We start from the raw sequence: 25,597 nt of genomic DNA on the forward strand, positions 1-25,597 counted from the left end.
TCCTCACTTTCTGCTTTAAATTTATATTTATAGATTTTTATTTCCTATTTAAAGGGTGACTCCCTGTTTGAAAATAGCCATATCGTGGAAGCCTGCTTTTTCTGATTTGACCTCTTCTCCAGAAGCAACAGCTATAACATAGTCAAAAAAGCTGATTGCTTAATTCAGAAAGAGAAGTTCCCTCTACCATGGTTCCACAGTTGAAATCAATCCAGTTCTTTTTGTGTCCGTAGAGATTGGAGTTGCTGGAAATCTTCACAGTAGGTACCGGGGAAGCAAACGGTGTTCCCCGACCTGTAGTAAAGAGGACAATGTGTGCCCCTGAGGCTGCCAGTGCAGTGGAAGCGACTAAATCATTGCCGGGTGCGCTTAAGAGATTCAGCCCTTTTTCTCTTACAGGCTCTCCATAGGAAAGGACGCCTCTCACTGGTGCGGAACCGGATTTCTGGGTACAGCCCATGGATTTGTCCTCCAGAGTGGAAATACCGCCTTTTTTGTTCCCAGGTGAAGGATTTTCGTAAATGGTCTGGTTATGGCTGGTGAAATAATTTTTAAAGTCATTAATCAGGTGTACGGTTTTTTCAAAAAGTTCCTCATTTTCACAGCGGTTCATGAGCAGAGTTTCTGCGCCGAACATTTCAGGAACCTCTGTGAGAATGGTAGTGCCTCCTTTGGAAATGAGCAGGTCGGAAAAGGCGCCTACCACCGGATTTGCAGTAATACCGGACAGTCCGTCAGAGCCGCCGCATTTCATACCGATAATCAACTCGTTGCAGTTAATGGGTTCTCGTTTTGCTTTTCCTGCAAAGTCTGCCAGTTCTTCAAGAAGTTTTAAAGATTCGGTGATCTCATCTTCACATTCCTGTGCTACCAGGAATTTTACCCGGTTTTCATCATAAGGACCGATAAATTTTTTCAGTTCTTCAATATTGCTGTTTTCACAGCCAAGACCCAGCACCAGCACACCGCCGGCATTTGGGTGGTTAATCAAATCTGCCAGAATTTTTCTGGTGTTGTCCTGGTCATCGCCCATCTGAGAGCAGCCGTAAGGGTGAGGAAAAGCGGCAATTGCCTCAATGCTTCCTTTTACAAGGGTCTGTGCTTTTCGCTCAATAGCAGTTGCCACATTGTTGACACAGCCTACAGTTGGAATAATCCAGATTTCATTGCGGACACCGACTTTTCCGTCTCTGCGGCGGTATCCCTGGAAAAAACGTTTTTCTGTAGGTGAAAGGGAAGTGTCCTGTTTGTCATATTCATAGGTAAGTAAATCTCCAAGACCGGTTTTCATGTTATGGACATGAATCCAGGATCCTGTTTTTACAGCCTCCTTTGTAATCCCGATGGGATATCCGTATTTCACAACAGGTTCGCCTGCTTCCAAATCCTTCAGGGCAAATTTATGTCCCTGGGGGATATCCTCAGTCAGTGTTAAGGTTTGTTTGTCTATGGTGACAACAGTACCAGCCTCTAATGGAGAGAGGGCAACGGCTACTTTGTCATCCGGGTGGATTTTAATATATTTCTGCATATGTTTTCCTCCTAAAATTTGTTCCGAACAAAATGTAAGGGCTTACATTTAATGTACCGCCGAATGAAAAAAACGTCAATACAAATTTTGGAGAAAAATAAAAAATATTAAAAATGCATAAAAACAAATGCAGAAAATTGTATAAAATTACGATGAAAAAGTTTTTGCATTGTGCAAAAAGGTTCTGTATAATAGAAATAGGGTGTAAGAGCTTACATCAAAATTCTGCAAATGCAGGAAAAAGAAAGTAGGAATTGTATGAACATCTATGATATTGCCAGACTGGCAGGCGTTTCCATTGCAACGGTATCAAGAGTTGTAAATGACAGCCCCAAGGTCAGCGAGAAAACCAAGCAGAAGGTACGGGCTGTCATGGAGGAACAAAATTACACGCCGAATGTATTTGCACGGGGACTGGGATTAAATTCCATGAGAACTGTGGGGATTGTCTGTCCAGATGTGTCGGACGCTTATATGGCAGAATCGGTTGCCTATTTGGAGAAGCGTTTCCGGGGTTATGGGTATGACTGCATTCTTTACTGCAGCGGTTATAAGCAGGAAAGCAAGGTAAATGCTGTACAAATGGTTTTGAAAAAAAAGATTGATGCCCTGGTGCTGGTGGGTTCTCATTATGTGGGAGACGGCAGCGAGGAGGAAATCGGCTATTTAAGAGAAGCAGCTAGGGAGGTACCGGTCTTTTTGATTAACGGCTATGTCCGCTGTCCGGGTGTGTATTGTATGCTGTCTGAAAATTATCAGATTATGTATGATACCGTATGCGCTCTGACAGAGGCAGGCAGAAAGCGGATTTTGTTTCTCTATGATTCTCATTCCTACAGTGCAACGCAAAAACTTTTAGGATATGAGGATGCACTGAGGGATAATGGTCTTCCGATGGTGGAGGAACTGAAAATTTTTACGGAAAACAAAATATCCACAGTCAGGGAAAACTTATTGCAAAGAGGGGAACTGAATTTTGATGCAGTGGTTGCCACAGATGATGGGCTTGCCGTGGGTGCGTTAAAATATGCCATGAAAAAGCAGATGCGTATACCGGAGGACGTCAATATCATTGGTTTTAATGATTCCGAGCTTGCCGTGTGCTGCGAGCCGGAGCTGACTTCTATTGACAGCAGAAGAGATGCTCTTTGCAAAACAGCCGTGGATTCTCTCATGCTTTTGCTGGAGGGAAAATCCGTGCGGCATAAGCGTTCTGTCAGATGTCATCTGATAAAACGGGGAACAACTAATTTTTAGAACAAAACGAAGGGACAAGGAAGAATGAAAGGTTTAAAAAGAATTTTAGCAGCAGCTCTTTGTGTTGCCGTTGTTGCGGGAATGTCCGGCTGTACCTCTTCCGTTACAGGAGGAAAGAGAATTATCCGTATTTCTCATGCACAGTCTGAAACCCACCCGGAACATCTGGGTCTTTTGAGGTTTAAGGAGTATGTAGAAGAAAATCTGGGTGATAAGTATGAAGTACAGATTTTTCCAAATGAGCTTCTGGGTTCTGCACAGAAGGCCATTGAGCTGACACAGACAGGCGCCATTGACTTCGTAGTGGCAGGTACCGCAAACCTGGAAACCTTTGCAGATGTATATGAGGTCTTCAGTATGCCATATCTGTTTACTTCAGAGGAGGCCTATCATGAAGTTATGAATGATACAGATTATATGAATCAGGTGTATGCTTCTACAGACGAAGCCGGTTTTCGCGTACTGACCTGGTACAATGCAGGAACCCGTAACTTCTATGCAACAAAGCCAATCCATACACCGGATGACCTGAAAGGTCTGAAAATCCGTGTACAGCAGTCACCAGCCAGTGTAAATATGGCGAAAGCCTTTGGTGCTGCCGCTTCTCCAATGAGTTTTGGTGAAGTTTATACAGCCATTCAGCAGGGGGTTATCGACGGCGCGGAGAACAACGAGCTGGCTCTGACGAACAACAAACACGGAGAAGTTGCCAAATACTTCTCTTATAATAAGCATCAGATGGTGCCGGATATGTTAATCGGAAACCTGAAATTTTTAAACAGCTTAAGCGACGAAGAAAGAGAAGTTTTTGAGGAAGCTGCCAGACTGTCTACAGAAGTAGAACTGGAGGAATGGGATGTACAGGTAGAAGAGGCAAAGAAAATTGCCAAGGACGACATGGGCGTGGAATTTATTGATGTGGACATTCAGCAGTTTAAAGACAAAGTAGCCGGTGTTCAGGACGAGATGCTCAAAGAAAATCCGGACATTCAGGATTTGTATGACCACATTCAGGAAATCAACGCAAAATATGTAGATAAGGAGGCAGAGTAATGAACGTATTGCATAAAATCCGTGAAGGAATTGACCTGGTATTGAGCTGGGCCTGTGCGGCTCTGTTTGCACTGATGGTAATTGTGGGAACTTATCAGATTGTAGTTCGTTATTTTTTCAATAGCCCAAGTACTGTATCAGAGGAACTTCTGACTTACAGCTTTACCTGGATGGCGCTTCTGGCTTCCGCTTACGTATTCGGAAAAAGAGACCATATGCGTATGGGCTTTATTGCAGACAAATTAACAGGAACACCGAGAAAAGTGCTGGAAATCATTATTGAGATTCTGATTATGTTTTTGGCAGGCAGTGTTATGGTATACGGCGGCTGGAATATTATGGGGCTGACCATGACACAGGTGACTGCTTCTTTAGGGGTTCCTATGGGTGTTATCTATACGGTCGTTCCTCTTTCCGGTATTCTGATTGTCATCTACTCTATACTGAATATTGTAGATTTGGTTGCAGGATATGAAAGAGAACAGAGAGAAGTAAAGGAATAAGAGGGAGGAGAAGTATATGAATACAGCAATTATTTCAGGTCTGATTATTTTGGTCTTGCTGGTTATCATGCTGGTTGCCGGTGTGCCCATCGCCGTTGCGTTGGGAATTTCTTCCGTGTGTGCAATTCTTCCGGTTATGGATACCAGTGTTGCAGTTTTAACAGGAGCTCAGAGAATTTTTTCCGGTATCTCCGTATTCAGTTTGCTGGCCATTCCGTTTTTTATTCTGGCCGGAAACATTATGAACAAGGGTGGTATTGCAGTCCGTTTGATTAATCTTGCAAAACTGGTGACAGGACGTACACCGGGTGCCCTGGCACAGACAAACGTTCTGGCTAACATGTTGTTCGGCGCGATTTCCGGTTCCGGTACAGCGGCTGCTTCTGCTATGGGTTCTATTATCGGACCGATTGAAAAAGATGAGGGGTATGACCCGAACTTTTCCGCAGCAGCCAACATTGCAACAGCGCCTACAGGACTTCTGATTCCTCCAAGTAACGTTATGATTACCTTTTCTTTGGTAAGCGGCGGTACTTCTGTGGCAGCACTTTTCATGGCAGGCTACATTCCGGGAATTCTCTGGGGTCTGGCTTGTATGTTGGTCATTTACTTTATTGCAAAGAAGAACAATTACAGAAGCAAACAGAAATTTACATTTAAAGAAGCCATGAACATTATTCTTCAGGCGCTTCCATGTCTGCTTTTGATTATCATTGTAATCGGCGGTATTATCGCAGGTATTTTCACTGCAACCGAAGGTTCTGTAGTTGCAGTAGTATACAGCTTGTTACTGTCTCTGTTTGGATATAAATCCATTAAATTTAAGGATATTCCAAAATTGTTAAAGGACAGTGCGGAAATGACAGGTATTATTATTTTCCTTATTGGTGTATCCAGTATTATGTCCTGGGTTATGGCATTTACCAATATCCCGACTCTGGTTTCCAACGGACTTTTAGCTATCAGTGACAGCAAGATTGTTATTCTTCTGATGATTAATATTATCCTGCTGATTGTAGGTACTTTTATGGATATGACACCGGCATGTCTGATTTTTACACCGATTTTCCTTCCGGTGTGTACCGCACTTGGCATGAATACTATTCATTTTGGTATTATGATGATTTTCAATCTGTGTATCGGAACGATTACACCGCCGGTCGGAACCACGCTGTTTGTTGGTGTTAAGGTTGGAAATGTTAAGATTGAAACCGTGTTTAAACAGCTGTTGATTTACTTTGCCGCAATTTTTGTGGTACTGATGCTGGTAACTTATATCCCGCAGCTCAGTCTGTGGCTGCCAAGCCTTATGGGATATGTATAAAATAAATTTATAAGGAGGCTGTCCTATGAAAGCATTTATGGACAAAGATTTTTTACTCAGTACAGACACAGCCAAAGAGCTGTATCATGATTTTGCAGCCCAGGTTCCTGTGCTGGACTACCACTGCCATATCAATCCTCAGGAAATCGCTGAGGACAGAAAATTTGAAAACATTACTCAGGTATGGCTGGGGGGCGACCATTATAAATGGCGTCAGATGCGTTCTAATGGCGTGGACGAATATTACATTACCGGAGATGCCCCGGACAGGGAAAAATTCCAGAAATGGGCGGAAACTCTGGAAAAAGCCATTGGAAATCCTCTGTTTCACTGGAGTCACCTGGAACTGCAGAGATACTTTGGCTATACAGGCGTATTAAACGGCGAAACAGCAGAAGAGGTCTGGAACCTGTGCAATGCAAAATTGCAGGAGGATTCCATGAGTGTAAGAAATCTGATTAAGCAGTCTAATGTAACTCTGCTTTGCACCACAGATGACCCCATTGATGACCTGAAATGGCACAAGGTTATCAAAGAAGACGAAACCTTTGACGTACAGGTGCTGCCTGCATGGAGACCGGACAAGGCAACCAATCTGGAAAAGCCGGAGTTTGTGGAATACCTCGGCAAGCTTTCCAAGGCTTCCGGTGTGGAAATTAAAACCTTTGCAGATTTAAAGGAAGCTATTACAAAGAGAATGGAATATTTTGACAGTATGGGCTGTTCTATTTCTGACCATGGTCTGGACTATGTCATGTATGCGCCGGCCAGTGACGAAGAAGTAGAAAGAATTTTTGCTGACCGCCTGGCAGGAAAAGAAATCACAAAAGAAGCAGCAGCAAAATATAAAACTGCATTTATGCTTTTCCTGGCAGGAAAATACGAGGAAATGAACTGGGTAATGCAGTTACACTATGGCTGTAAGAGAGATAACAACAAAGCCATGTATGCAAAGCTGGGACCGGATACAGGCTTTGATTGTATCAGCAACTTTGCACCAGGCGAGCAGTTGGCAGACTTCTTAAATGCAGTAAATGAAGCAAAAAACCTGCCGAAAACAATTTTTATACAGCTTGAATCCGGGAGATGACGAATTAATCGGTACAATTCTGGGCTGCTTCCAGAACAGCGACGCCATCGGTAAAATCCAGCAGGGTTCTGCATGGTGGTTCAATGATAATAAAACAGGTATGATGAAGCAGATGACTTCTTTAGCAAACCTGGGTCTTCTCGGAAACTTTATCGGTATGCTCACAGACTCTAGAAGCTTCCTGTCTTATCCAAGACACGAATATTTCAGAAGAATCATGTGCGAGCTTATCGGCGGCTGGGTAGAAAACGGCGAATATCCAAAGGATATGAAGAATCTGGAGAAGATTGTCAAAGGAATCTCCTACAACAACGCAGTGCGCTACTTTGGCTTTAATCTGGAAACAAAATAAGAGAAGCAAAAAAAGCGAAGAAATAGAAAAAGGTGGTTGTTTTTTGGAAACAGCCGCCTTTTTTTCTGGTATTTTGAAAGGATTTATGCTAATATAAGACGAATGTTAAAACGAAATAAAAAGTAAGGGAGAAAAAACTGTGGAAAATCGTAAAATTATCCAGGTAGAAGAAAAAGTACCGCCAAAGCTTTTGGTTCCGCTGAGTATCCAGCATATGTTTGCCATGTTTGGCGCCTCTGTGCTGGTTCCGTTTGTCTTTGGTATTAATCCGGCAATCGTATTGTTTATGAATGGTGTGGGAACTCTGCTGTTCATTCTCATTACAAAGGGAAAAGCGCCTGCTTATCTGGGTTCCAGCTTTGCCTTTATTGCCCCGGCGGGGATTGTTATCAGTAAATTCGGTTATGATTACGCTCTTGGAGGATTTGTGGTTGTAGGCTTCTGCGGCTGTATTCTGGCACTGATTATTTACAAATTCGGGTCAGACTGGATTGATGTGGTACTGCCTCCGGCAGCCATGGGACCAGTGGTTGCCCTGATTGGTCTGGAACTGTCCTCTACGGCGGCGAGCAATGCCGGTATGCTGGACGAGAAGCTGAAAAGCGGTAATGTCATCGTTTTTCTGGTAACGTTAGGCGTGGCTGTGTTTGGATCTGTGGTATTTCGGAAATTCCTTTCCGTTATCCCGATTCTCATTGCCATTATTGCGGGTTATATTGCAGCCATTGCCTGCAGAATCGTAGATTTTCAGGCAGTTGCCGAGGCGCCGCTTTTTGCTCTGCCGAATTTCGGCACACCAAAGTTCAATGCTGAAGCCATTATGATTATTCTGCCGGTTATTCTGGTTATTACCTCTGAGCATATTGGACATCAGATTGTAACCGGAAAGGTGGTTGGCAGAAATCTGATTAAAGATCCGGGACTGCACCGTTCTCTGTTTGCAGATAATTTCTCTACCATGATTTCCGGCTTTATCGGTTCGGTACCGACTACAACCTATGGAGAAAATATCGGAGTTATGGCAATGACCCGTGTATACAGTGTGTATGTTATCGGCGGTGCAGCCGTACTGTCTATTATCTGTTCTTTTATCGGAAAGTTGACTGCATTAATCAACACCATTCCGGGACCGGTTATTGGTGGAATTTCCTTCCTGCTGTATGGTATGATTGGTACTTCTGGTATCCGTATTCTGGTAGATGGAAAGGTAGATTACAGCCGTTCCAGAAATCTGGCGCTGACTTCTGTGATTTTTGTCACAGGGCTTTCCGGAATCACCTTGCGTATTGGAGAAATTGAGTTAAGAGGTATGGTGCTTGCCTGCATCGTGGGTATGCTTCTGAGCCTGGTTTTCTATGTGTTGGACAAGCTTAAGCTGACTAATGACAGAGAAGAGGCGTAAGGAAAAAATACGGAAAGACATCTCGCATATCAATATGTGGGGTGTCTTTTTTGTTAAGATAACAATAGGCTGCCGCATCAGAAATATTTCTGATTCGGCAGCCTATTGTTTCACAGGAATGCGTGTTTTATGAATTTTTATGCCAGTTCGCCCAGCTCTTTTGCAGCAGTTGCCAGATTTTCACGGATAGAAAGCGCTTGGGGACAGACGGTTTCGCATTTGCCACATTTTTTGCACTGGTCAGCCCGTGCAGATTCTTTCATTTCGGTAAAATAAGCGCGTTTTGCCTTTTCATCATTTCCATACATGGACCAGTTATTCCAGATGTGAAAATTGCCCGGAATGTCCACGCCAAAGGGACAGGGCATACAGTAGGCGCAGCCGGTACAGCCATTTTTGGTTCTCTGGCGGATTGCGGCAGCTACATTAGCCACAACTTCCTTTTCTTTTAAGGAGAGAGGTGTAAAATGTGTGAAGGTTTCCAGATTGTCCTGCACCTGTTCCATGGTGGACATGCCGCTTAATACCACTTTGACATTAGGCTTGCTGGCAACCCAGCGAAGCGCCCAGGACGCAAGACTGTGTAAAGGGTCAAAGTCTGTAAAACGAGCGGCAATTTCCTCGGGAAGAGAAGCCAGGGAGCCGCCTTTGACAGGCTCCATAATAACCAGAGGAATACCAAGTTCTTCGGTCAGCTCATAGCCTCGATCCCCTGCCTGAATCTCTGTGTCAATGTAGTTATACTGAATCTGGCAGAAATCCCAGGTTCTGTAGGTGAGAATTTTCTTAAAGGTGTCAAAATCATCATGAAAGGAAAATCCCAGAAAACGGATTTTTCCCTGTTGTTTCATTTCCTCCAGAAACGGAATTACGTTCAAATCTAATACCTGTTGCCATTTTTCCTTGTCCAGACAATGAATCAGATAAAAATCTACATAGTCTGTCTGCAAACGTTCTAACTGGCTGTCAAAGATTTTTTTTACATCTTCCGGGGTTTTGATATCCCACATGGGAAGCTTAGTAGCCAGATAAAAGGAATTCCGGGGATATTTTTTCAGTGTGCGTCCAAGAAAGGGTTCGCTTTCTCCGTTGTGGTAGGGATAAGCAGTGTCTATGTAATTAACCCCGGCTTTGATAGCAGTATCCAGAAGCTTTGCGGCCTCTGCTTCGTCAATAGTTCCGTCGGGATTTTGGGGAAAACGCATACAGCCAAAGCCCAGAAGAGAAGGGGAAACCCTCAGTTTTTCAAATGCACGATATTCCATTTGTTACCTCCTATGTTATGTTAAAGTGTTATCTTTATTTTATCATTGTATGAGAAAAAAGGACAGATAGAAAAGATATTTTTTGAAGAATGTTATTGACATATGCTGATAACAAAGGTATAATAAACATATGCCAATAAAGGCAGGGAAGGAAAAGCAATGCCAAGACCAAACAAACCAAAATGTGTACAGAAACTGCCGATTTGTCAGACCTATTATCCGGCTGGAAAAGAAAACTCCTGTCATGAGATTGTCTTGTCAGTTGAGGAATACGAAACTCTACGGCTTTTGGATTATCAGGGAATGACTCAGGCACAATGTGCCAGACAAATGGGAATTGCAAGGGCAACGGTGCAGAGCCTTTATACAGAAGCAAGGAAGAAAACAGCCAGATTTCTTGTGGAGGGTGCAGGGCTTTGTATTCGGGGCGGAAATTTTTGTATTGAAGAGCCAAAAGAAAAGAACGGTAGTGAGAAAGGAGTTTTTAAAATGAAAATAGCAGTGACTTATGAAAATGGAGAAGTATTCCAGCATTTCGGACATACAGAACAGTTTAAGGTATATACAGCAGAGGACGGAAAAATTCTTTCTTCTGAAATTGTAGACACTAATGGCAGCGGACATGGCGCATTGGCAGGATTTTTAAAAAACCTGGGTGTTGAAGTTTTAATCTGCGGCGGAATCGGCGGCGGAGCTAGAAACGCACTGGCAGAGGCTGGAATCCGTCTTTTCCCGGGAGCATGTGGAAATGCAGATGCACAGGCAGAAGCCTTTCTGGCAGGAAGTCTGAATTATAATCCGGATACTATGTGTAATCATCACCACCATGAGGGAGAGGGTTGTCACGGACACGGTGAGGAAGGTCATACCTGTGGCGGACACTGCGGAAAATAAACAGGTGTAAGAGTGTTAAATAAAGAAGAAACAGAGAAAAAGGGACTCTGCTTGTAAATAGGAGTCAGGAGCTGTAGCAATTTTCTTTGGAAAAGGCTATAGTTCCTGACTGACTGTTTACAAAGCAGAGTCCTTACTTTTGGCATTTACTATATTTTTTCAGTAACTTTTGTATTTCACGTCTTATCGATTGCAGCCGCAGTCATGTTCCCCACAGGAGGCTTTACAGGGCATATCAAATGCCGGGTTAAAGGCATAGAAGTTTTTGGAATCCAGGTCTTCCTGTACATGCCTTAAAACTTCACCGAAACGCTGGAAATGGACGATTTCTCTGGCGCGGAGGAAGCGAATTGGAGCAATAACGTCTGGGTCATCAATCAGACGAAGAATATTGTCATAGGTTGCGCGAGCTTTTTGCTCTGCGGCCAAATCTTCAAATAAATCTGTAATTGGGTCACCTTTTGACTGGAATTCACAGGCATTAAAAGGAATTCCGCCTGCTGCCTGAGGCCAGATGCCGACTGCGTGGTCTACATAATAAGGGGCAAAACCAGCCTTTTCGATTTCTTCCATGGAGAGATTGCGGGTGAGCTGGTGTACAATGGTGGCTACCATTTCAAGGTGGGCTAATTCTTCGGTGCCGATGTCTGTTAAAGTTCCCATAGCAACACGATTTGTCATGGCAAAGCGCTGGGACAGATACCGCATGGAAGCGCTCATTTCGCCGTCAGGACCCCCATACTGGCTGATAATTACCTTCGCAGTTCTGGCGTCCGGTTTTTTGATATTTACAGGAAACTGCAGTCGCTTTTCATAATTCCACATCTTTTAACACACTCCTTCCCAAGGCCATGGCTGCATCACCCAGTCCCAGCACTGTCTGCAGTTCTCTTTGTCACTGTCCAGAGTGAGGGGACCGAAACGGGTGGCATATTCCTTTAACAGTTCTTTTCGGCTTTCCATATGCTCACTGAAATAGGCCAGGGCAGCTTCGTCGTTCGGGTGAGTATCTAGATAAAGTGTAATGTCATTGATTGCAAAGCTTATCTGATTAATCGTAGATAAAAGTTCTGCCTGAGAACAGGAACGGAGATTTTTCATCGTCTTACACCCCTCTTTCCGCAAAACGGTTTGCAGAGTTCCGGAAAAACAGTTCCAACCTGCAGTGCTTTATGCAGTTCAAAGGTAGTATGAAACTGCTGGAAAGGAACATAGGCCATAGTGAGAGGGAGATGGTCTGCATGGGTATAAACACCAGTATTTTCCACTTTGTCGGAACAGCCGCAGTCATTGGAAACAGGGGGTGTTTTGCGAACCGCTTCTCTGGGCATAACCCGGCAGGAACGGCAGGCATTATAATTCATTCGATAATTTTCCATGATGAAAACCTTTCTATAAATAATTCTTTTCTATATCTCCAGAACCATAAAAGAGGTTCTGTTACAGTTTTATTTTATGGGGATTTTTTAAAAGCGTTCCCATTACAGTACTTTCATAGAGAAAGGGACAACGGCATTTCAGATATTCTGTTGTTTTTACGCTGTCGTACCGTTTGCTACAACTATGCAGGAAGAATAGAAGGAGCGAAGTATTTCATCTGCAAAAGATTAAAAAAAACATGAAAATCCTCTTGACTTTTGTCATAAAATAAAGTATATTACAAATATAAATTAAATAAACGTTTAATTGTTAAAGAAAAATTGAAGCGAAATCTCAATATGATTTACGCAAGAAAGGAGTATTTGTTATGAAGAAAACTTACAAAATTGAGGTAGATTGTGCCAACTGTGCAAATTTAATGGAGGAAGCAGCAAAGAAAACAGATGGTGTTGCAAATGCTACTGTAAACTTTATGGCTTTAAAAATGATTGTAGAATTTGAAGAAGGCAGAGAACCCAAGGCAGTTATGAAAGAAGTGCTGAAAGCCTGCAGAAAAGTAGAGCCTGACTGCGAAATTGAAATTTAAGGGTATGTAGAAAAGTTTTTATTTCCTGTATGAGCAGGGGCTGCTGCATGAAGATTCATACGGCAGCCCTTTAAAATAAAAAAATATAAGAAATCAGTATACAGAAAAAGAGGAAATGAGGTATAATGCATTTTGTGAAGTAGATAATACTGGAAAGCTTCGGCTTGAAAACAAAATGCCTGACAGCACTCCTCTTCTGGATACAATAAAAAAAGAGGAAGGGAGAACTGGATTTATGAATAAGAAGCAGAAGAAAATGCTGATTCGGATTTTGATTACAACAGTTATGGTGATTGCTCTGCAGTTTATAACTGTACAGGGATTGCCAAGACTGATTTTTTATCTGGCAGCATATCTGATTGTGGGATATGATATCTTGAGAAAAGCGGGAAAGGGAATTTTAAACCGTCGGGTTTTTGACGAAAATTTCTTGATGGCAGTTGCCACAGTAGGTGCTTTTGCCTTGGCCATTTATTCCCGAAGCGGAGATTACAATGAGGCCATTGCTGTTATGCTGTTTTATCAGATTGGAGAATTATTTCAAAGTTATGCAGTGGGCAGAAGCCGAAGGAACATCAGTGCTTTAATGGATATCCGCCCTGACTATGCAAATGTGGAAAGGGATGGAAAGCTGGAAAAAGCAGATCCGGACGAGGTGGAAACAGGCAGTGTGATTGTTGTGCAGCCAGGGGAAAAGGTTCCCCTTGACGGCGTGGTTCTTGACGGCGCCTCCAGTTTAAACACCAGCGCTCTTACAGGAGAAAGTCTGCCAAGAGATGTAAAGGCAGGAGATGAGATTATCAGTGGCTGTATCAATATGACAGGTGTGCTGCGAATCAAAACCACAAAGGAATTCGGGGAATCCACGGTTTCTAAAATTTTAGAACTGGTGGAAAATTCCAGTTCCCGGAAATCCAAATCCGAGAACTTTATTTCAAAATTTGCGAGAGTTTATACACCAGCGGTATGCTACGGCGCTTTGGCGCTGGCAGTGTTTCCCCCTCTGGTACAGATGTTGTTTCTGGGGCAGAGCGGTGCATGGAGTGTTTGGATTTATCGTGCGCTGACCTTTCTGGTTATCAGTTGTCCCTGTGCGCTGGTTATTAGTATTCCGCTCAGCTTTTTCGCCGGTATTGGCGGAGCAAGCAAGGCAGGGGTGCTGATTAAAGGCTCCAACTATATGGAAACCTTATCCCAGGCAAAATTTGTGGTCTTTGATAAGACAGGAACCCTGACTCAGGGAGTTTTTGAGGTCAGCGGTATTCATCACAATGAAATAGAAGAAGAAAAGCTTTTGGAATATGCGGCATTGGCAGAATGTGCTTCTTCTCACCCCATCAGCAAAAGTCTGCAGAGGGCATACGGAAAAGAAATTGACCGAAGCCGTGTGACGGATATTCAGGAAATCAGCGGACATGGAATTCTGGCAAAAGTAGACGGCAAAGAGGTGGCAGCAGGAAACAGCAAGCTGATGAAACGTCTGGGTATCACATATCAGGACTGCCATAAGGTGGGAACCATTATTCATATGTCTGTGGACAATAAATACGCCGGACATATTGTGATTTCCGATATCATTAAGCCAAATGCAGAAAAAGCAATCAGGGAGCTGAAAAAGGCAGGGGTTTCCAAAACAATTATGCTTACCGGGGATTCCAAAGCCGTAGCAGAGCAGGTTGCTAAAGATCTGGGCATAGACCAGGTGTACAGTGAGCTTTTGCCGGGTGATAAGGTGGAAAAAGTGGAGGCCCTGCTGGAAGAAAAAGCTGAGAAGGAAAAGCTGGCATTTGTGGGAGATGGTATCAATGATGCGCCAGTACTTACCAGAGCAGACATTGGAATTGCCATGGGCGCTATGGGCTCTGACGCAGCTATTGAAGCAGCAGATGTAGTGCTTATGGACGATGATCCCTTAAAAATTTCCAAGGCAATTAAAATCTCCAGAAAATGTCTGGGAATTGTATACCAGAACATTGTCTTTGCATTGGCAATTAAGTTTGCCTGTCTGGGACTGGGTGCGCTGGGTATCGCGAATATGTGGTTTGCTATTTTTGCAGATGTAGGCGTTATGGTGCTTGCTGTATTAAATGCAATTCGCGCATTGAGAGTACAGAAGCTTTAAGTACAAGAGTAAGTACAAATGAAGGAGATACAATGAAACTAAGTGAATTACAAATAGGGAGTACGGCAACTATACTTGCTGTCGGAGGAGCTGGTGCATTGCGCCAGCATTTCCTGGATATGGGCTTAATTCAGGGAACAGAAGTAACGGTTGTGAAATACGCGCCTATGGGAGATCCCATAGAGCTGCGGCTGCATGGCTATGAGCTGACCATACGCCTGGAAGATGCAAAAAATATTGAAGTCAGCAAGGCTCATGAGCCAAAAGCAGAAAAGGAGAAGCATCATGGACCAGAAACCCATCATCCCGGATACGGAGAGGGCGGAAAATTTCATAACAGAAAGCAGGAAAATCCCCTGTCGGAAAGGGAAACACTGACTTTTGCCCTTGTGGGAAACCAGAATTGCGGAAAAACAACCCTGTTTAATCAGCTCACAGGCTCCAAACAGCACGTGGGAAACTTTCCGGGGGTTACGGTGGACAGAAAGGACGGCGTTATCCGAGGCTATGACAATACTCTGATTACCGATTTGCCGGGAATTTATTCCATGTCCCCTTATAGCAGTGAAGAAATTGTAACCAGAGAGTTTGTGATTGGCGAAAAGCCAAAGGGTATTATTAATATTGTAGATGCTACCAATATTGAGAGAAATATGTATCTGACCATGCAGCTTCTGGAACTGGGCTTTCCCATGGTAGTTGCTTTGAACATGATGGACGAGTTAAGGGAAAACGGCGGTTCCGTAAAGGTGAATGAAATGGAGGCAGCCCTTGGGGTGCCTGTGATTCCTATTTCCGCAGCCAAGGGAGAAGGAATCGAGGAGTTGATTCGACATGCCATTCATGTGGCAAAATACCAGGAAAAGCCTTTAAAAACAGATTTCTGCAGTAAGGACGAAGGGATTCACAGGGGTATTCATGCAGTTATGCACTTGATTGAAGATCATGCAGCCCAGGCAGAAATTCCTATCCGATTTGCCGCCAGCAAGGTAATGGAAGGGGACAATAAGCTTTTAGAACAGCTGAAACTCACGGATCAGGAGAAAAAAATCCTGGAAGAAATCGCAGGACAGACTGAGGTGGAAACCGGCATGGATCGTGCTGCAGCAGTGGCGCAGATGCGTTTCCGCTATATTGAAGATGTATGTAGCAGTACTATTGTTAAGCCAAAGGAGAGCAAGGAGCGTATCCGAAGCCGTAAAATGGATCATTTTCTCACCGGAAAGTATACGGGTATTCCTGCCTTTATTGGTATTATGGGAATTGTATTCTGGCTCACCTTTAACGTTATCGGCGCCTTTTTACAGGGGCTTTTGGAAACAGGAATCACCCAGCTTACCAATCTGGTAAATCAGGCAATGACAGCAGCCCATGTAAACAGCGTGGTACATTCCCTTGTGATTGACGGTATTTTTAATGGTGTGGGCAGTGTTTTAAGTTTCCTTCCCATTATTGTCACCCTGTTTTTCTTCCTCTCTATTTTGGAGGACAGTGGCTACATGGCGCGAGTTGCCTTTATTATGGATAAGCTGCTTCGTAAGCTGGGACTTTCCGGAAGAAGTATTGTGCCTATGCTCATCGGCTTTGGCTGTACAGTCCCTGGCGTTATGGCAAGCCGTACTCTTCCCTCAGAAAGGGATCGAAAGATGACTATTCTTTTAACTCCGTTTATGAGCTGTACGGCAAAGTTGCCTATCTATGCCTTTTTTACAGCAGCCTTTTTTCAGAAGTATGAAGCTCTGGTTATGATTGGGCTGTATGTTTTCGGTATTGTTATGGGTATTCTCATGGCATTGATTTTCAAGAAGACAGCCTTTAAGGGAGAGGCAGTTCCTTTTGTTATGGAACTTCCGAATTACCGTATGCCGGGAGCGAAAAATGTGGGGCATCTTTTGTGGGATAAGGCAAAGGATTTCTTGCAGAGAGCATTTACTGTTATCTTTGTTGCAACCATCATTATCTGGTTTCTGCAGAACTTTGATACAGGGCTTAACATGGTATCTGACTCCCAGGACAGTATTCTGGCATTGGCAGCAGGCTTTTTGGCTCCTGTGTTTGCGCCGGTAGGCTTTGGCGACTGGAGGATTATCACTGCTTTGATTTCCGGCTTTTTAGCAAAAGAAAGCGTGGTATCTTCCCTGACTGTGCTTTTCGGAAGCACCGCTCTTTTACAGAGCAGCCTGGCGATTCCTGGAGCAGCAGCGCTTCTGATTTTCTGTCTGCTCTATACCCCGTGTGTGGCAGCCATTGCGTCTGTAAAACGAGAACTGGGTGGAAAATGGGCAGCAGCTATGGCGCTGGGACAGTGTGTGATTGCATGGATAGCAGCTTTTGTTATGTATCATCTTATACTGCTGTTTATGTAGAAAATGGAAAGAAGATAAAAAATAAGAGAAAAGAGTTCAAAAAAGGCTGCTTCGGAAAAGCTACAGACTTTCCGGAGCAGCCTTTTGTTTAGCCAAATAGATGTTCAATCAGAATTTTCAATCCAATGAGAATCAAAATGATTCCTCCTACAGCCTCTGCATAATTTCCCAGTTTACCGCCAATGCGGTTTCCCAGAAACACGGCAAGAACGCTGATGAGAAAGGTTGTGACAGCAATAAGACAGACTGCTGGCAGGATACTTACCTGAAGAAAGGCAAAGCTGATACCAACAGCCAGTGCATCAATGCTTGTGGCAACTGCAAGGAGCAGAATTTCCTTCCCGGAAATAGTATCTGTGCAGGCTGTATATTCGTCCTTCTCTTCTCCGGATTCCCGTATCATGTTGAGCCCAATAAAGCCTAAAAGAAGAAAGGCAATCCAATGGTCAATAGAAGTGATGAGGGCTTCAAAGTGTGTGCCGACCCACCAGCCGAAAAGAGGCATAGCCCCCTGAAAGATTCCAAAGGCAAGCCCCAGAAGCAGGGCGTATTTTTTTATATTCTTTTTTAAAGAGATTCCCTTGGCAAAGGATACAGCGCAGGCGTCCATGGAAAGGCCTACACCAATAAAAAAGACGGATGCTAAACTCATGTAATTTCCTCCTGGGTGTTGTGGTTTTATAGCTGTATGCAGGAAATTTCCATCATTTCCTCAATCATTTTGTGAAGGGACTGAGCCTTTTTGGAAAGGCTGGCGCGGTAATAGGTTTCTTTGCCATCTCTTCTGGATTCAATGAGTCCGCTGCTTCTTAAAAGGCGCAGATGATGTGCCACAGCCGGACTGCTCATTTCCATCATGGCAGAAATATTGATGACGCATTCTTCGCAGTGACAGAGAATCCAGAAGATGCGGATACGGGAAGGATCGCTTAACTGTTTGAAAATCGCAGATACAAGCTCAAAATTTTCTGTGGCGGGCATGTGCTGTAAAAGCTGTTCCTTGGACTGTCCGTGTTGATGTGGTAATGTATGTTGTTCCATAATAAATCCTCCTAGTACAATCTGTCATATAGTGTAACACAGATTTGCGGTTTGGAAAACACCCTTGCATAAGGAAGACGATTTTTGTTAAAATAAAAGCAGGAAGCACAAAAGGTGATGAGGGAGAACTATGAAACGGATTTTAAAAAAGACATGGGCAGTAATAACCTGTAATCTGGGAAGCCTGCTGCTGTTTGAGGCTGGCTACAGGATTGCGTCCTTTGTGCTCATGACACAGCTTATTCATGCTGCTGTGGATTTTTCTTTAAAACAACAGAAGTTCAGCTATCTGACAGCAGAAAACTTTGGGGAATTTTTGTCCGCACCTCTGTCTGTTGTACTTTTTTTGCTGCTGCTTTTCCTGCTTTTGCTGCTTTTTTTAATTGAGGTTTCCGCGTTGTTTTCAGGCTTTGCCTGTTCCTATCAGAAACAGAAACTTTATGCCAGTGATATGCTGCTTCTGGGGCTTTACAGAACCTGTTCTTTTTTGCGGCACAGCAGAATTTCCTGGATTTTCGGGGCTGCCTTCTCTGCACCGTTTTTTACTGCGTATTTTATTGTCCGGGAAATTTCTTATATCCGGCTTTTGAAGTTTACTGCCCTGCATTTATACAAATCCGCAAAGAATCCTGGTTTTCTGTATTTTGGGATTGGCCTTTTGCTGGTCGGGTCTTTTTTCTGTGTATTTATGCTGCCTTATGCCATTTTGGAAAAAGAAAAAAGCAGGGCTGCTTTTCTCAGAGGGCTTCGGTTGCTGAAAAGACAGTGGAAAAAAACGCTGTCAGGATTTGTGATTCTGCATGGGATTATGACAGTCTTTCTTTTTGGTCTGTATTTTGTTACTATGGCAGGTATGACAGCTCTGGTTTCTTTTCATGTAGCCACGGAAAATAAAATCAGTCAGGTGTTGATTTACAGTGACTGGATTGAAATGAGTCTGGGGATTGCTGCAGGCGCAGTGCAGCTTACCGTGAGCCTTGCCTTTGTGTATGTAATTTATGCCAGATTTCATACGCACTCTAAGGAGGAGGTCTTTCTTTATCGGCATATGGAACAATATGCCTGGTTTTCAAAAGTGGGAAAAAGAAGAGCGGCAGCCATGCTTACGGCGCTATTTGTTGCAGGGGAAGGGCTGTGCCTGCTTTTTCTTGCACAGAGTCATAATGTTTCCCTGGAGCGTCTTACTGCAGATACAGGGATTACAGCCCACAGGGGAGGCGCAAGAATGGCACCGGAAAATACCATAAGCGCGCTGGAGCAGGCTATATCCACAGGGGCGGATATGGCCGAGATTGATGTGCAGGAAACCAGGGACAAGGAATTAATCCTTTTGCATGACGACTCCTTAAAGCGGACAGCAGGAGTCAGCAAAAGGTGTGGGAAATGGATCTGGCACAGATAGAGAAGCTGGACGCAGGCGTCAGCTTTCATCAGAAATTCCGGGAGAGCACATTCCTACGCTTCCTGAAACCCTTAAATTTTGTAAAGGAAGACTGGACTTAAATATAGAGATTAAGTATAATGGTAAGAACAGGGGAATTGGTTTACAGGGTAGTCCGGGAAATCCGGGAAGCCGGGTTTGAGGATTACTGTGTGGTGACCTCTATGAATTACGAATTTTTACAGCAGATAAAAGAAATTGCGCCGGAAATCCGTACCGGATACATTATGACAATGACCTATGGCAGCATTTCTGATATTACTGCGGCAGATTTTTTCAGTGTAAAGCATACTTATATTACAGAGCCGTTTGTAGAGGAAGCCCATGAAATGGGAAAGGAAGTACACGCCTGGACAGTGAATCAAAGGGGAGATGTCCGGCGTATGATTGATATGGGAGTGGACAATCTGATTACAGACGATCCGGTTATGGTGCGGAAGGTGCAGAGCCGGGAGAGCGGTAGCAGTACCGGGTACAGAGAACTGCTTGGATATGCGTTTGGAATTTAGCGGGAGGAAGTAAATGGCAAAAAAAAGAAAAAAGGGGAGAGCCTTTAAAGCAGAGTATTATGATTACAATCTGGTGGCAGTGGTGATACTGCTCACCTGCTTTGGGCTGGTTATGCTTTATAGTACCAGTGCTTACACGGCATTGGTGGAAAGTCACAACGATATGGAGTATTTCGCTAAGCAGGGCGATTATCGGCGCCTGCAGTATTGTAGGAGCTCTGATTATTTCCAGATGGGACTATCACTGGCTGTATTATCTGGGTGGCATTCTTTACTGGCTGTCTTTGTTCTTGATGTTTCTGGTAAAATTTACGCCTCTTGGGGTGGAGGTAAACGGTGCGAGAAGATGGCTGAACTTTGGGATTGACGCTTTGCAGTTTCAGCCTGCAGAGATAGCAAAGATTGCGGCAATTACTTTTATTCCCTGTCTGATTATGAAAATGGGAAAAAAGATTGCTACCAGAAAGGGTTTCTGGAAGTTGATGTTCTACGGAGGGGCACTGGCTGCAGCAGCTTTGTTTTTTACAGATAACTTAAGTACTGCCATTATCATTGGCGGGATTACGGGCTTTATGATTTTTATTGCACACCCCAACCAGAAAATGTTTTTGAAAATCATGGGAGTTCTGGCAGTGGTTTTGATTGTTGGAAGAATTATCCTGCAGATGACTCTGGGCGGTATTCAGATTGACATGAACGAGGTAGAGAACTTCCGTCTGAAGCGTGTCTTGGTATGGTTAAATCCGGAGCAGTATTCTTCAGCAGGCGGTTATCAGATTATGCAGGCTTTGTATGCCATCGGAAGCGGCGGCTTTTTCGGCAAAGGACTGGGAAACAGTGTACAGAAGCTGGGACCTGTGCCGGAAGCGCAAAATGATATGATTTTTTTCCATTGTCTGCGAGGAATTAGGAGTGTTCGGCGGACTGATTGTCATTGTCCTCTTTGGATATCTTTTATATCGTCTGTTCTTTATTGCACAAAATGCGAAGGATTTCTACGGCTCTCTTATGGTTAGCGGAATTATGGTACATATTGCCCTGCAGGTTGTTTTAAACATTTGTGTAGTGCTAAACTGGATACCCACCACAGGAATTACCCTGCCTTTTGTCAGCTACGGAGGTACGTCTATTTTGTTCTTAATGGTGGAAATGGGAATTGCTCTGAGTGTTTCCAGGAAAATCGGATTTGAAAAAGAAAAGGGTTGACAAATACGGGTAAAGAGGATATACTTTGAACATCAAAATAATAAAAGCAAATAAATTCCAACAGGAATAAAAGAATATGTAATTTAAAGGAGATAGGAATCATGTTAGAAAAAATGAGAGAAATTATTGCAGAACAGTTAAATTGCGAGGCAGAAAGCATTCAGATGGAAACTTCTTTTAAAGAAGATTTAGGTGCAGATTCTCTGGATTTATTTGAATTGGTAATGGCGTTGGAAGATGAATATTCCATTGAAATTCCTTCCGAAGAGCTTCAGGATCTGACAACTGTTGGCTCTGTTGTGGAATATCTGAAGTCCAAAGGTGTAGAAGAATAAAAAACGAGGCTGCTGCATAGAGGAGTCGAAACTTTTCGGCACACTTTATGGAACAGCCCATATTTTTAAGTTGATATTTTGATATACAAAATATTTTAAAAACAAAGGAGTATGAAATGGGCAGGACAGCATTTATTTTTCCGGGTCAGGGCGCACAGTACGCAGGCATGGGAAAGGATTTTTACGAGCAGATTCCTCTGTGCAGACAGGTTATGGATATGGCAGGTGAAATTGCAGAGTTAGATTTAAAGAAACTCTGTTTTGAAGAAAACGAACAGCTTCATATTACGGAATTTACTCAGATTGCCATGATAGCCGTGGAGGCAGCTATTTTAAAGGCATTGGAAGCAGAAGGCATAAGACCTCAGGTAGCCGCTGGCTTAAGCCTGGGAGAATATGGGGCAGTGCTTGCAGCAGGGGTTCTGTCCATGGAGGATACCTTTTCTGTGGTAAGAAAAAGAGGCATTTACATGCAGGAGGCAGTTCCAGAGGGTGGCGCTATGTCTGCCGTGTTGGGTTTATCCGGTGAACAGGTGGAACAAATCTGTGAAAAAGAGCCGGGAATGGTGTCAGTTGCCAATTACAACTGTCCGGGACAGGTAGTCATTACAGGAGAGGCAAGAGCAGTGGAAAACGCATCTGAAAAACTGAAGGATGCGGGAGCCAGAAGAGTGCTTCCTTTAAAAGTGTCCGGGCCGTTTCATTCTCCTATGCTGAAGAAAGCAGAAGAAAGACTGCGGGAGACATTAAAAGAAATTTCCATACAAAAGCCATGGATTCCCTATGCAGCCAATGTGACCGCAAAATATGTGACAGAAGCACAGGAAGTCAAGGAGCTTCTGGCGCGCCAGGTGTCCTCTCCCGTGAAATGGCAGCAGTGCGTGGAAACCATGCTTGCAGACCAGGTGGATACTTTTATAGAAGTGGGACCGGGTAAGACACTCAGCAGTTTTATGCGGAAAATAGACCGAAATGTCAGGGTTCTGAATATACAGACTCTGGAGGATTTTCAGACAGTGGTAAAAGCTTTAAAGGAAAGATAAGAGGAGAAAGCGATGTTAGAACAGAAAGTAGCGCTGGTAACAGGAGGCGGCAGGGGAATTGGACGTGCTATTGCCCTGACGCTGGCAGAATATGGGGCAGACGTTGCAGTCAACTACTGCGGCTCCAGAGAAAAGGCAGAGGAAGTGGTGCAGTTTATCCGTCAAAAGGGCAGAAAGGCAGAGGCCTATGCTTGTAATGTGGCAGATTTCCAGGCATGTAAAGAGATGACAGACCAGGTGATCAAGGATTTTGGCGGTTTGGATATTCTGGTGAATAATGCGGGAATTACAAGAGATAATCTGCTTATGCGTATGTCAGAGGAAGAATTTGACGCAGTGATTGATACGAATTTAAAAGGCGCGTTTCACACCATGCGTCATGCCGCCCGGTATATGCTGAAAAAACGAAGCGGCAGAATCATTAATATTTCTTCTGTATCCGGCGTTTTGGGAAACGCAGGGCAGGCCAATTATGCTGCCAGCAAGGCAGGAGTTTTGGGACTGACGAAAACAGGAGCAAGAGAGCTGGCGTCCAGAGGAATTACAGTAAATGCTATAGCGCCTGGCTTTATTGAAACAGATATGACAAGCGTATTAAAAGAAGAGATTCAGGAGGCAGCCTGTCGGCAGATTCCTTTGGGACATTTCGGAAAACCGGAGGACGTGGCAGAAATGGTAGCATTTCTGGCGTCTGATAAGGCGAGCTATATTACAGGACAGACGTTTTGTGTAGACGGCGGCATGAGTATGTAGGAGGATAACTGTGAGAAGAGTAGTAATAACCGGCATGGGAGCCATTACCCCTCTGGGTTTAAATGTAGAGGAATACTGGAAAGGTTTAAAAGAAGGGCAGACTGCCTTTGGAGAAATTACCAGATTTGACAGCAGGGAATATAAGGCACACCTGGCAGCAGAGGTAAAGGGATTTCAAGGAAAGGATTATATGGATTTTAAGGCAGCCAAGCGTATGGAGCTTTTCTGTCAGTACGCAGTAGCGGCAGCAAAGGAAGCGTTTTTGCAGTCCGGGCTGGATATGGAAAGGGAAGATGCCTATCGGGTGGGTTGTTCCATTGGTTCCGGTATCGGCAGCCTTCAGACTGTGGAGAGAGAGCATAAAAAGCTTCTGGAAAAGGGACCCAACCGGGTGAATCCCCTTATGGTTCCTCTGATGATTTCCAATATGGCAGCAGGAAATGTGTCTATTCAGTTTGGATTAAAGGGAAAGAGTCTGAATGTGGTGACAGCCTGTGCTTCCGGTACCCATTGTATTGGAGAAGCTTATCGAAGTATACAGGCAGGTGATGCAGAGGTGATGCTGGCAGGCGGTACAGAAGCCAGCATTACGCCTGTTGGAGTGGCAGGCTTTGCAGCTCTTACTGCACTGTCTTCCTCAACAGATCCCAAACGCTGCTCCATTCCCTTTGACAAAGAGAGAGAGGGCTTTGTCATGGGTGAGGGAGCAGGCATTCTGGTTCTGGAGGAGTTGGAGCATGCGAAACAAAGAGGAGCGCATATTTTGGCAGAAGTGCTGGGATATGGGGCCACCAGCGATGCTTTTCACATTACTTCTCCAAGAGAGGACGGAGAGGGTGCAGCCAAATGTATGGAATATGCCTTAAAAGAAGGAGGACTTGCACCGGAAGAGCTGTTTTATATTAATGCACACGGTACGGGTACTCACCACAATGATTTATTTGAAACAAGAGCCATTAAAAGGCTTTTTGGCGAGCATGCTCACGCTATGAAAATCAATTCTACCAAATCCATGATCGGACATCTTCTGGGCGCTGCCGGAGCCGTAGAGGCCATTGCCTGTGTAAAGGAACTTCAGGAGAATTATATTCATGAAACAGCAGGATACCAGGTACCGGACGAGGACTGTGATTTGGACTATGTGGCAGGACATGGAGAGAATATGGAGCTTTCCTATGCACTGAGCAATTCTCTGGGCTTTGGAGGTCATAATGCCAGCCTGCTTTTGGGTAAGTATAGAAAGGATTGAAAATAGAAATGGAGTTTGAAAAAATAACAGAACTGATTCAGGCAGTGAGCAAATCAGATTTGACAAATTTTTATATGGAAGAGGGCAATCTGAAAATTTCTATGAAGGCAGGGAAAAAGGCAAGGGTGAAGGGTTTACAGACAGCTCCCGTTGTTGTACAGGGGGCAGAGAATTTGACTGAGCAGGAAGAGGTACTAAGCCAAAAGAGCGCGCCTCAGGGAAAAACCATAAAATCTCCTCTTGTAGGTACCTTTTATAATGCTCCATCTCCGGGTGCAAAGGTTTTTGTACAGGAGGGTGACACCGTGAAAAAGGGACAGGTACTGGGTATTATTGAGGCCATGAAGCTGATGAATGAAATTGAGGCAGAAGAAGATGGTGTGATTGAAAAGATTCTGGTTTCCAATGAAACCATGGTAGAGTATGGACAGCCGTTATTTGTGCTGGGACAGGAGTAAAAATGAAACTGACAACAAAGGAACTTATGGAAATTATTCCCCATAGACAACCTTTCCTTCTGGTGGACACTATTGAAGAACTGGAGCCGGGAGTAAGAGCTGTGGGACACAAATGCGTAACTTATAACGAACCTTTTTTCGCCGGACATTTTCCAGGTGAGCCGGTGATGCCGGGGGTTCTCCAGATAGAAGCGTTGGCACAGACCGGCGCGGCAGCTATTTTAAGTCTGCCGGAAAACAAAGGAAAAACCGCCTATTTTGGAGGAATCCGTCAGGCAAAATTCCGGCAGAAGGTCGTCCCGGGCGATGTGTTGACCTTAGAGGTAGAACTTATCAAGGTCAAAGGTCCTGTGGGAATCGGAAGGGCTGTGGCAAAAAATCAGAAGCAGCAGGTTACAGCAGCCGCAGAGCTGACCTTTATGATTGGATAGGAGTGG

24 protein-coding genes and 3 pseudogenes are annotated in these 25,597 nt (G+C 44.0%); 20 read left to right on the plus strand and 7 right to left on the minus strand.

Translation table 11 applies throughout. From position 1 onward, the window contains the following. Positions 1 to 48: 48 nt before the first annotated feature. Positions 49 to 1,531 (minus strand): annotated as a pseudogene (locus tag DQQ01_RS05795) (UxaA family hydrolase). Between the two features lie 258 nt (positions 1,532 to 1,789). Between DQQ01_RS05795 and DQQ01_RS05800 the strand changes: the two are divergent. The 6 genes and pseudogenes from DQQ01_RS05800 (at position 1,790) to uraA (ending at position 8,512) form a co-directional block, all read left to right on the plus strand. Then, positions 1,790 to 2,788 carry a LacI family DNA-binding transcriptional regulator gene (locus tag DQQ01_RS05800; protein ID WP_111919171.1) on the plus strand — a complete coding sequence of 333 codons (999 nt, stop codon included), beginning with the start codon at positions 1,790 to 1,792 and terminating at the stop codon, positions 2,786 to 2,788. Positions 2,789 to 2,812: 24 nt separating this feature from the next. After that, positions 2,813 to 3,841 (plus strand): TRAP transporter substrate-binding protein, encoded by a 1,029-nt coding sequence (locus DQQ01_RS05805; protein ID WP_111919173.1) that lies wholly within the window; start codon positions 2,813 to 2,815, stop codon positions 3,839 to 3,841. Continuing rightward, positions 3,841 to 4,344: a TRAP transporter small permease gene (locus tag DQQ01_RS05810; RefSeq protein ID WP_111919175.1), complete on the plus strand. Its 504-nt coding sequence runs from the start codon at positions 3,841 to 3,843 to the stop codon at positions 4,342 to 4,344. Before DQQ01_RS05805 ends, DQQ01_RS05810 begins: the two co-directional genes overlap by 1 nt. Positions 4,345 to 4,360: 16 nt before the next feature. Beyond that, positions 4,361 to 5,668, plus strand: a complete 1,308-nt coding sequence (locus DQQ01_RS05815) for a TRAP transporter large permease (protein WP_111919177.1) — start codon at positions 4,361 to 4,363, stop codon at positions 5,666 to 5,668. Between the two features lie 25 nt (positions 5,669 to 5,693). Beyond that, positions 5,694 to 7,110 (plus strand): annotated as a pseudogene (gene uxaC / locus DQQ01_RS05820) (glucuronate isomerase). 139 nt (positions 7,111 to 7,249) lie between these two features. Then, entirely contained in the window at positions 7,250 to 8,512 is a 1,263-nt protein-coding gene (uraA, locus tag DQQ01_RS05825; protein WP_111919179.1) for a uracil permease, read from the plus strand. Between the two features lie 137 nt (positions 8,513 to 8,649). Here uraA and DQQ01_RS05830 read toward each other — a convergent pair whose 3' ends face one another. Beyond that, the gene (locus DQQ01_RS05830) at positions 8,650 to 9,777 is read right to left on the minus strand and encodes an aldo/keto reductase (RefSeq protein WP_111919181.1); all 1,128 of its coding nucleotides are present in this window, start codon (positions 9,775 to 9,777) and stop codon (positions 8,650 to 8,652) included. A 159-nt stretch (positions 9,778 to 9,936) separates the two neighbouring features. Here DQQ01_RS05830 and DQQ01_RS05835 point away from each other — a divergent pair, with 159 nt between their 5' ends. After that, on the plus strand, positions 9,937 to 10,671 hold the full coding sequence (locus tag DQQ01_RS05835; protein ID WP_111919183.1) for a DUF134 domain-containing protein: 735 nt from the start codon (positions 9,937 to 9,939) through the stop codon (positions 10,669 to 10,671). 183 nt (positions 10,672 to 10,854) lie between these two features. Here DQQ01_RS05835 and DQQ01_RS05840 read toward each other — a convergent pair whose 3' ends face one another. From DQQ01_RS05840 to DQQ01_RS05850, 3 genes are read right to left on the minus strand one after another with little or no spacing between them, the layout of a single operon-like run. Continuing rightward, positions 10,855 to 11,496, minus strand: coding sequence for a manganese catalase family protein (locus tag DQQ01_RS05840; RefSeq protein WP_111919185.1), 642 nt, complete (start codon positions 11,494 to 11,496; stop codon positions 10,855 to 10,857). Between the two features lie 3 nt (positions 11,497 to 11,499). After that, positions 11,500 to 11,772 (minus strand): spore coat protein CotJB, encoded by a 273-nt coding sequence (locus tag DQQ01_RS05845; RefSeq protein WP_111919187.1) that lies wholly within the window; start codon positions 11,770 to 11,772, stop codon positions 11,500 to 11,502. Then, the gene (locus DQQ01_RS05850) at positions 11,769 to 12,050 is read right to left on the minus strand and encodes a spore coat associated protein CotJA (RefSeq protein ID WP_111919189.1); all 282 of its coding nucleotides are present in this window, start codon (positions 12,048 to 12,050) and stop codon (positions 11,769 to 11,771) included. The genes DQQ01_RS05845 and DQQ01_RS05850 overlap by 4 nt, the downstream gene beginning before the upstream one ends. Before the next feature lie 368 nt (positions 12,051 to 12,418). Between DQQ01_RS05850 and DQQ01_RS05855 the strand changes: the two genes are divergently transcribed. The 3 genes from DQQ01_RS05855 to feoB all read left to right on the plus strand — a co-directional run bounded on the left by DQQ01_RS05855 (position 12,419) and on the right by feoB (position 17,125). After that, complete coding sequence (locus DQQ01_RS05855; RefSeq protein ID WP_111919191.1) at positions 12,419 to 12,637, plus strand: cation transporter; 219 nt, start codon at positions 12,419 to 12,421, stop codon at positions 12,635 to 12,637. Positions 12,638 to 12,872: 235 nt separating this feature from the next. Beyond that, on the plus strand, positions 12,873 to 14,759 hold the full coding sequence (locus tag DQQ01_RS05860) for a heavy metal translocating P-type ATPase (protein ID WP_111920842.1): 1,887 nt from the start codon (positions 12,873 to 12,875) through the stop codon (positions 14,757 to 14,759). 32 nt (positions 14,760 to 14,791) lie between these two features. After that, positions 14,792 to 17,125, plus strand: a complete 2,334-nt coding sequence (gene feoB / locus DQQ01_RS05865; protein WP_111919193.1) for a ferrous iron transport protein B — start codon at positions 14,792 to 14,794, stop codon at positions 17,123 to 17,125. Between the two features lie 88 nt (positions 17,126 to 17,213). Here feoB and DQQ01_RS05870 read toward each other — a convergent pair whose 3' ends face one another. Together DQQ01_RS05870 and DQQ01_RS05875 are read right to left on the minus strand one after the other, a co-directional pair. Then, positions 17,214 to 17,777, minus strand: a complete 564-nt coding sequence (locus DQQ01_RS05870; RefSeq protein ID WP_111919195.1) for a manganese efflux pump MntP — start codon at positions 17,775 to 17,777, stop codon at positions 17,214 to 17,216. Positions 17,778 to 17,803: 26 nt separating this feature from the next. After that, positions 17,804 to 18,166, minus strand: coding sequence for an ArsR/SmtB family transcription factor (locus DQQ01_RS05875; protein WP_111919197.1), 363 nt, complete (start codon positions 18,164 to 18,166; stop codon positions 17,804 to 17,806). Positions 18,167 to 18,296: 130 nt separating this feature from the next. Between DQQ01_RS05875 and DQQ01_RS05880 the strand changes: the two genes are divergently transcribed. The 10 genes and pseudogenes from DQQ01_RS05880 to fabZ all read left to right on the plus strand — a co-directional run bounded on the left by DQQ01_RS05880 (position 18,297) and on the right by fabZ (position 25,591). Beyond that, on the plus strand, positions 18,297 to 19,568 hold the full coding sequence (locus tag DQQ01_RS05880; protein ID WP_242980607.1) for a glycerophosphodiester phosphodiesterase family protein: 1,272 nt from the start codon (positions 18,297 to 18,299) through the stop codon (positions 19,566 to 19,568). Further along, entirely contained in the window at positions 19,541 to 19,669 is a 129-nt protein-coding gene (locus DQQ01_RS16875; RefSeq protein ID WP_278278174.1) for a hypothetical protein, read from the plus strand. The genes DQQ01_RS05880 and DQQ01_RS16875 overlap by 28 nt, the downstream gene beginning before the upstream one ends. A gap of 18 nt (positions 19,670 to 19,687) precedes the next feature. Beyond that, on the plus strand, positions 19,688 to 20,116 hold the full coding sequence (locus DQQ01_RS16385) for a glycerophosphodiester phosphodiesterase family protein (RefSeq protein ID WP_242980609.1): 429 nt from the start codon (positions 19,688 to 19,690) through the stop codon (positions 20,114 to 20,116). 13 nt (positions 20,117 to 20,129) lie between these two features. Next, positions 20,130 to 21,322: pseudogene (locus tag DQQ01_RS05885) on the plus strand (FtsW/RodA/SpoVE family cell cycle protein). Positions 21,323 to 21,423: 101 nt separating this feature from the next. Continuing rightward, positions 21,424 to 21,657 carry an acyl carrier protein gene (gene acpP / locus DQQ01_RS05890; protein ID WP_111919199.1) on the plus strand — a complete coding sequence of 78 codons (234 nt, stop codon included), beginning with the start codon at positions 21,424 to 21,426 and terminating at the stop codon, positions 21,655 to 21,657. Between the two features lie 116 nt (positions 21,658 to 21,773). Next, positions 21,774 to 22,700, plus strand: coding sequence for an ACP S-malonyltransferase (fabD, locus tag DQQ01_RS05895; protein ID WP_111919201.1), 927 nt, complete (start codon positions 21,774 to 21,776; stop codon positions 22,698 to 22,700). 12 nt (positions 22,701 to 22,712) lie between these two features. Next, positions 22,713 to 23,453 carry a 3-oxoacyl-[acyl-carrier-protein] reductase gene (fabG, locus tag DQQ01_RS05900; RefSeq protein WP_111919203.1) on the plus strand — a complete coding sequence of 247 codons (741 nt, stop codon included), beginning with the start codon at positions 22,713 to 22,715 and terminating at the stop codon, positions 23,451 to 23,453. A gap of 34 nt (positions 23,454 to 23,487) precedes the next feature. Beyond that, positions 23,488 to 24,702 (plus strand): beta-ketoacyl-ACP synthase II, encoded by a 1,215-nt coding sequence (fabF, locus tag DQQ01_RS05905; RefSeq protein ID WP_334293942.1) that lies wholly within the window; start codon positions 23,488 to 23,490, stop codon positions 24,700 to 24,702. 8 nt (positions 24,703 to 24,710) lie between these two features. Further along, positions 24,711 to 25,160 (plus strand): acetyl-CoA carboxylase biotin carboxyl carrier protein, encoded by a 450-nt coding sequence (accB, locus tag DQQ01_RS05910; RefSeq protein ID WP_111920843.1) that lies wholly within the window; start codon positions 24,711 to 24,713, stop codon positions 25,158 to 25,160. Between the two features lie 2 nt (positions 25,161 to 25,162). Further along, positions 25,163 to 25,591, plus strand: a complete 429-nt coding sequence (fabZ, locus tag DQQ01_RS05915) for a 3-hydroxyacyl-ACP dehydratase FabZ (protein WP_111919207.1) — start codon at positions 25,163 to 25,165, stop codon at positions 25,589 to 25,591. Positions 25,592 to 25,597: the final 6 nt, after the last annotated feature.

It is taken from the genome of Blautia argi (assembly GCF_003287895.1).
In the GTDB taxonomy this organism is placed as follows: Bacteria; Bacillota; Clostridia; order Lachnospirales; family Lachnospiraceae; genus Blautia; species Blautia argi.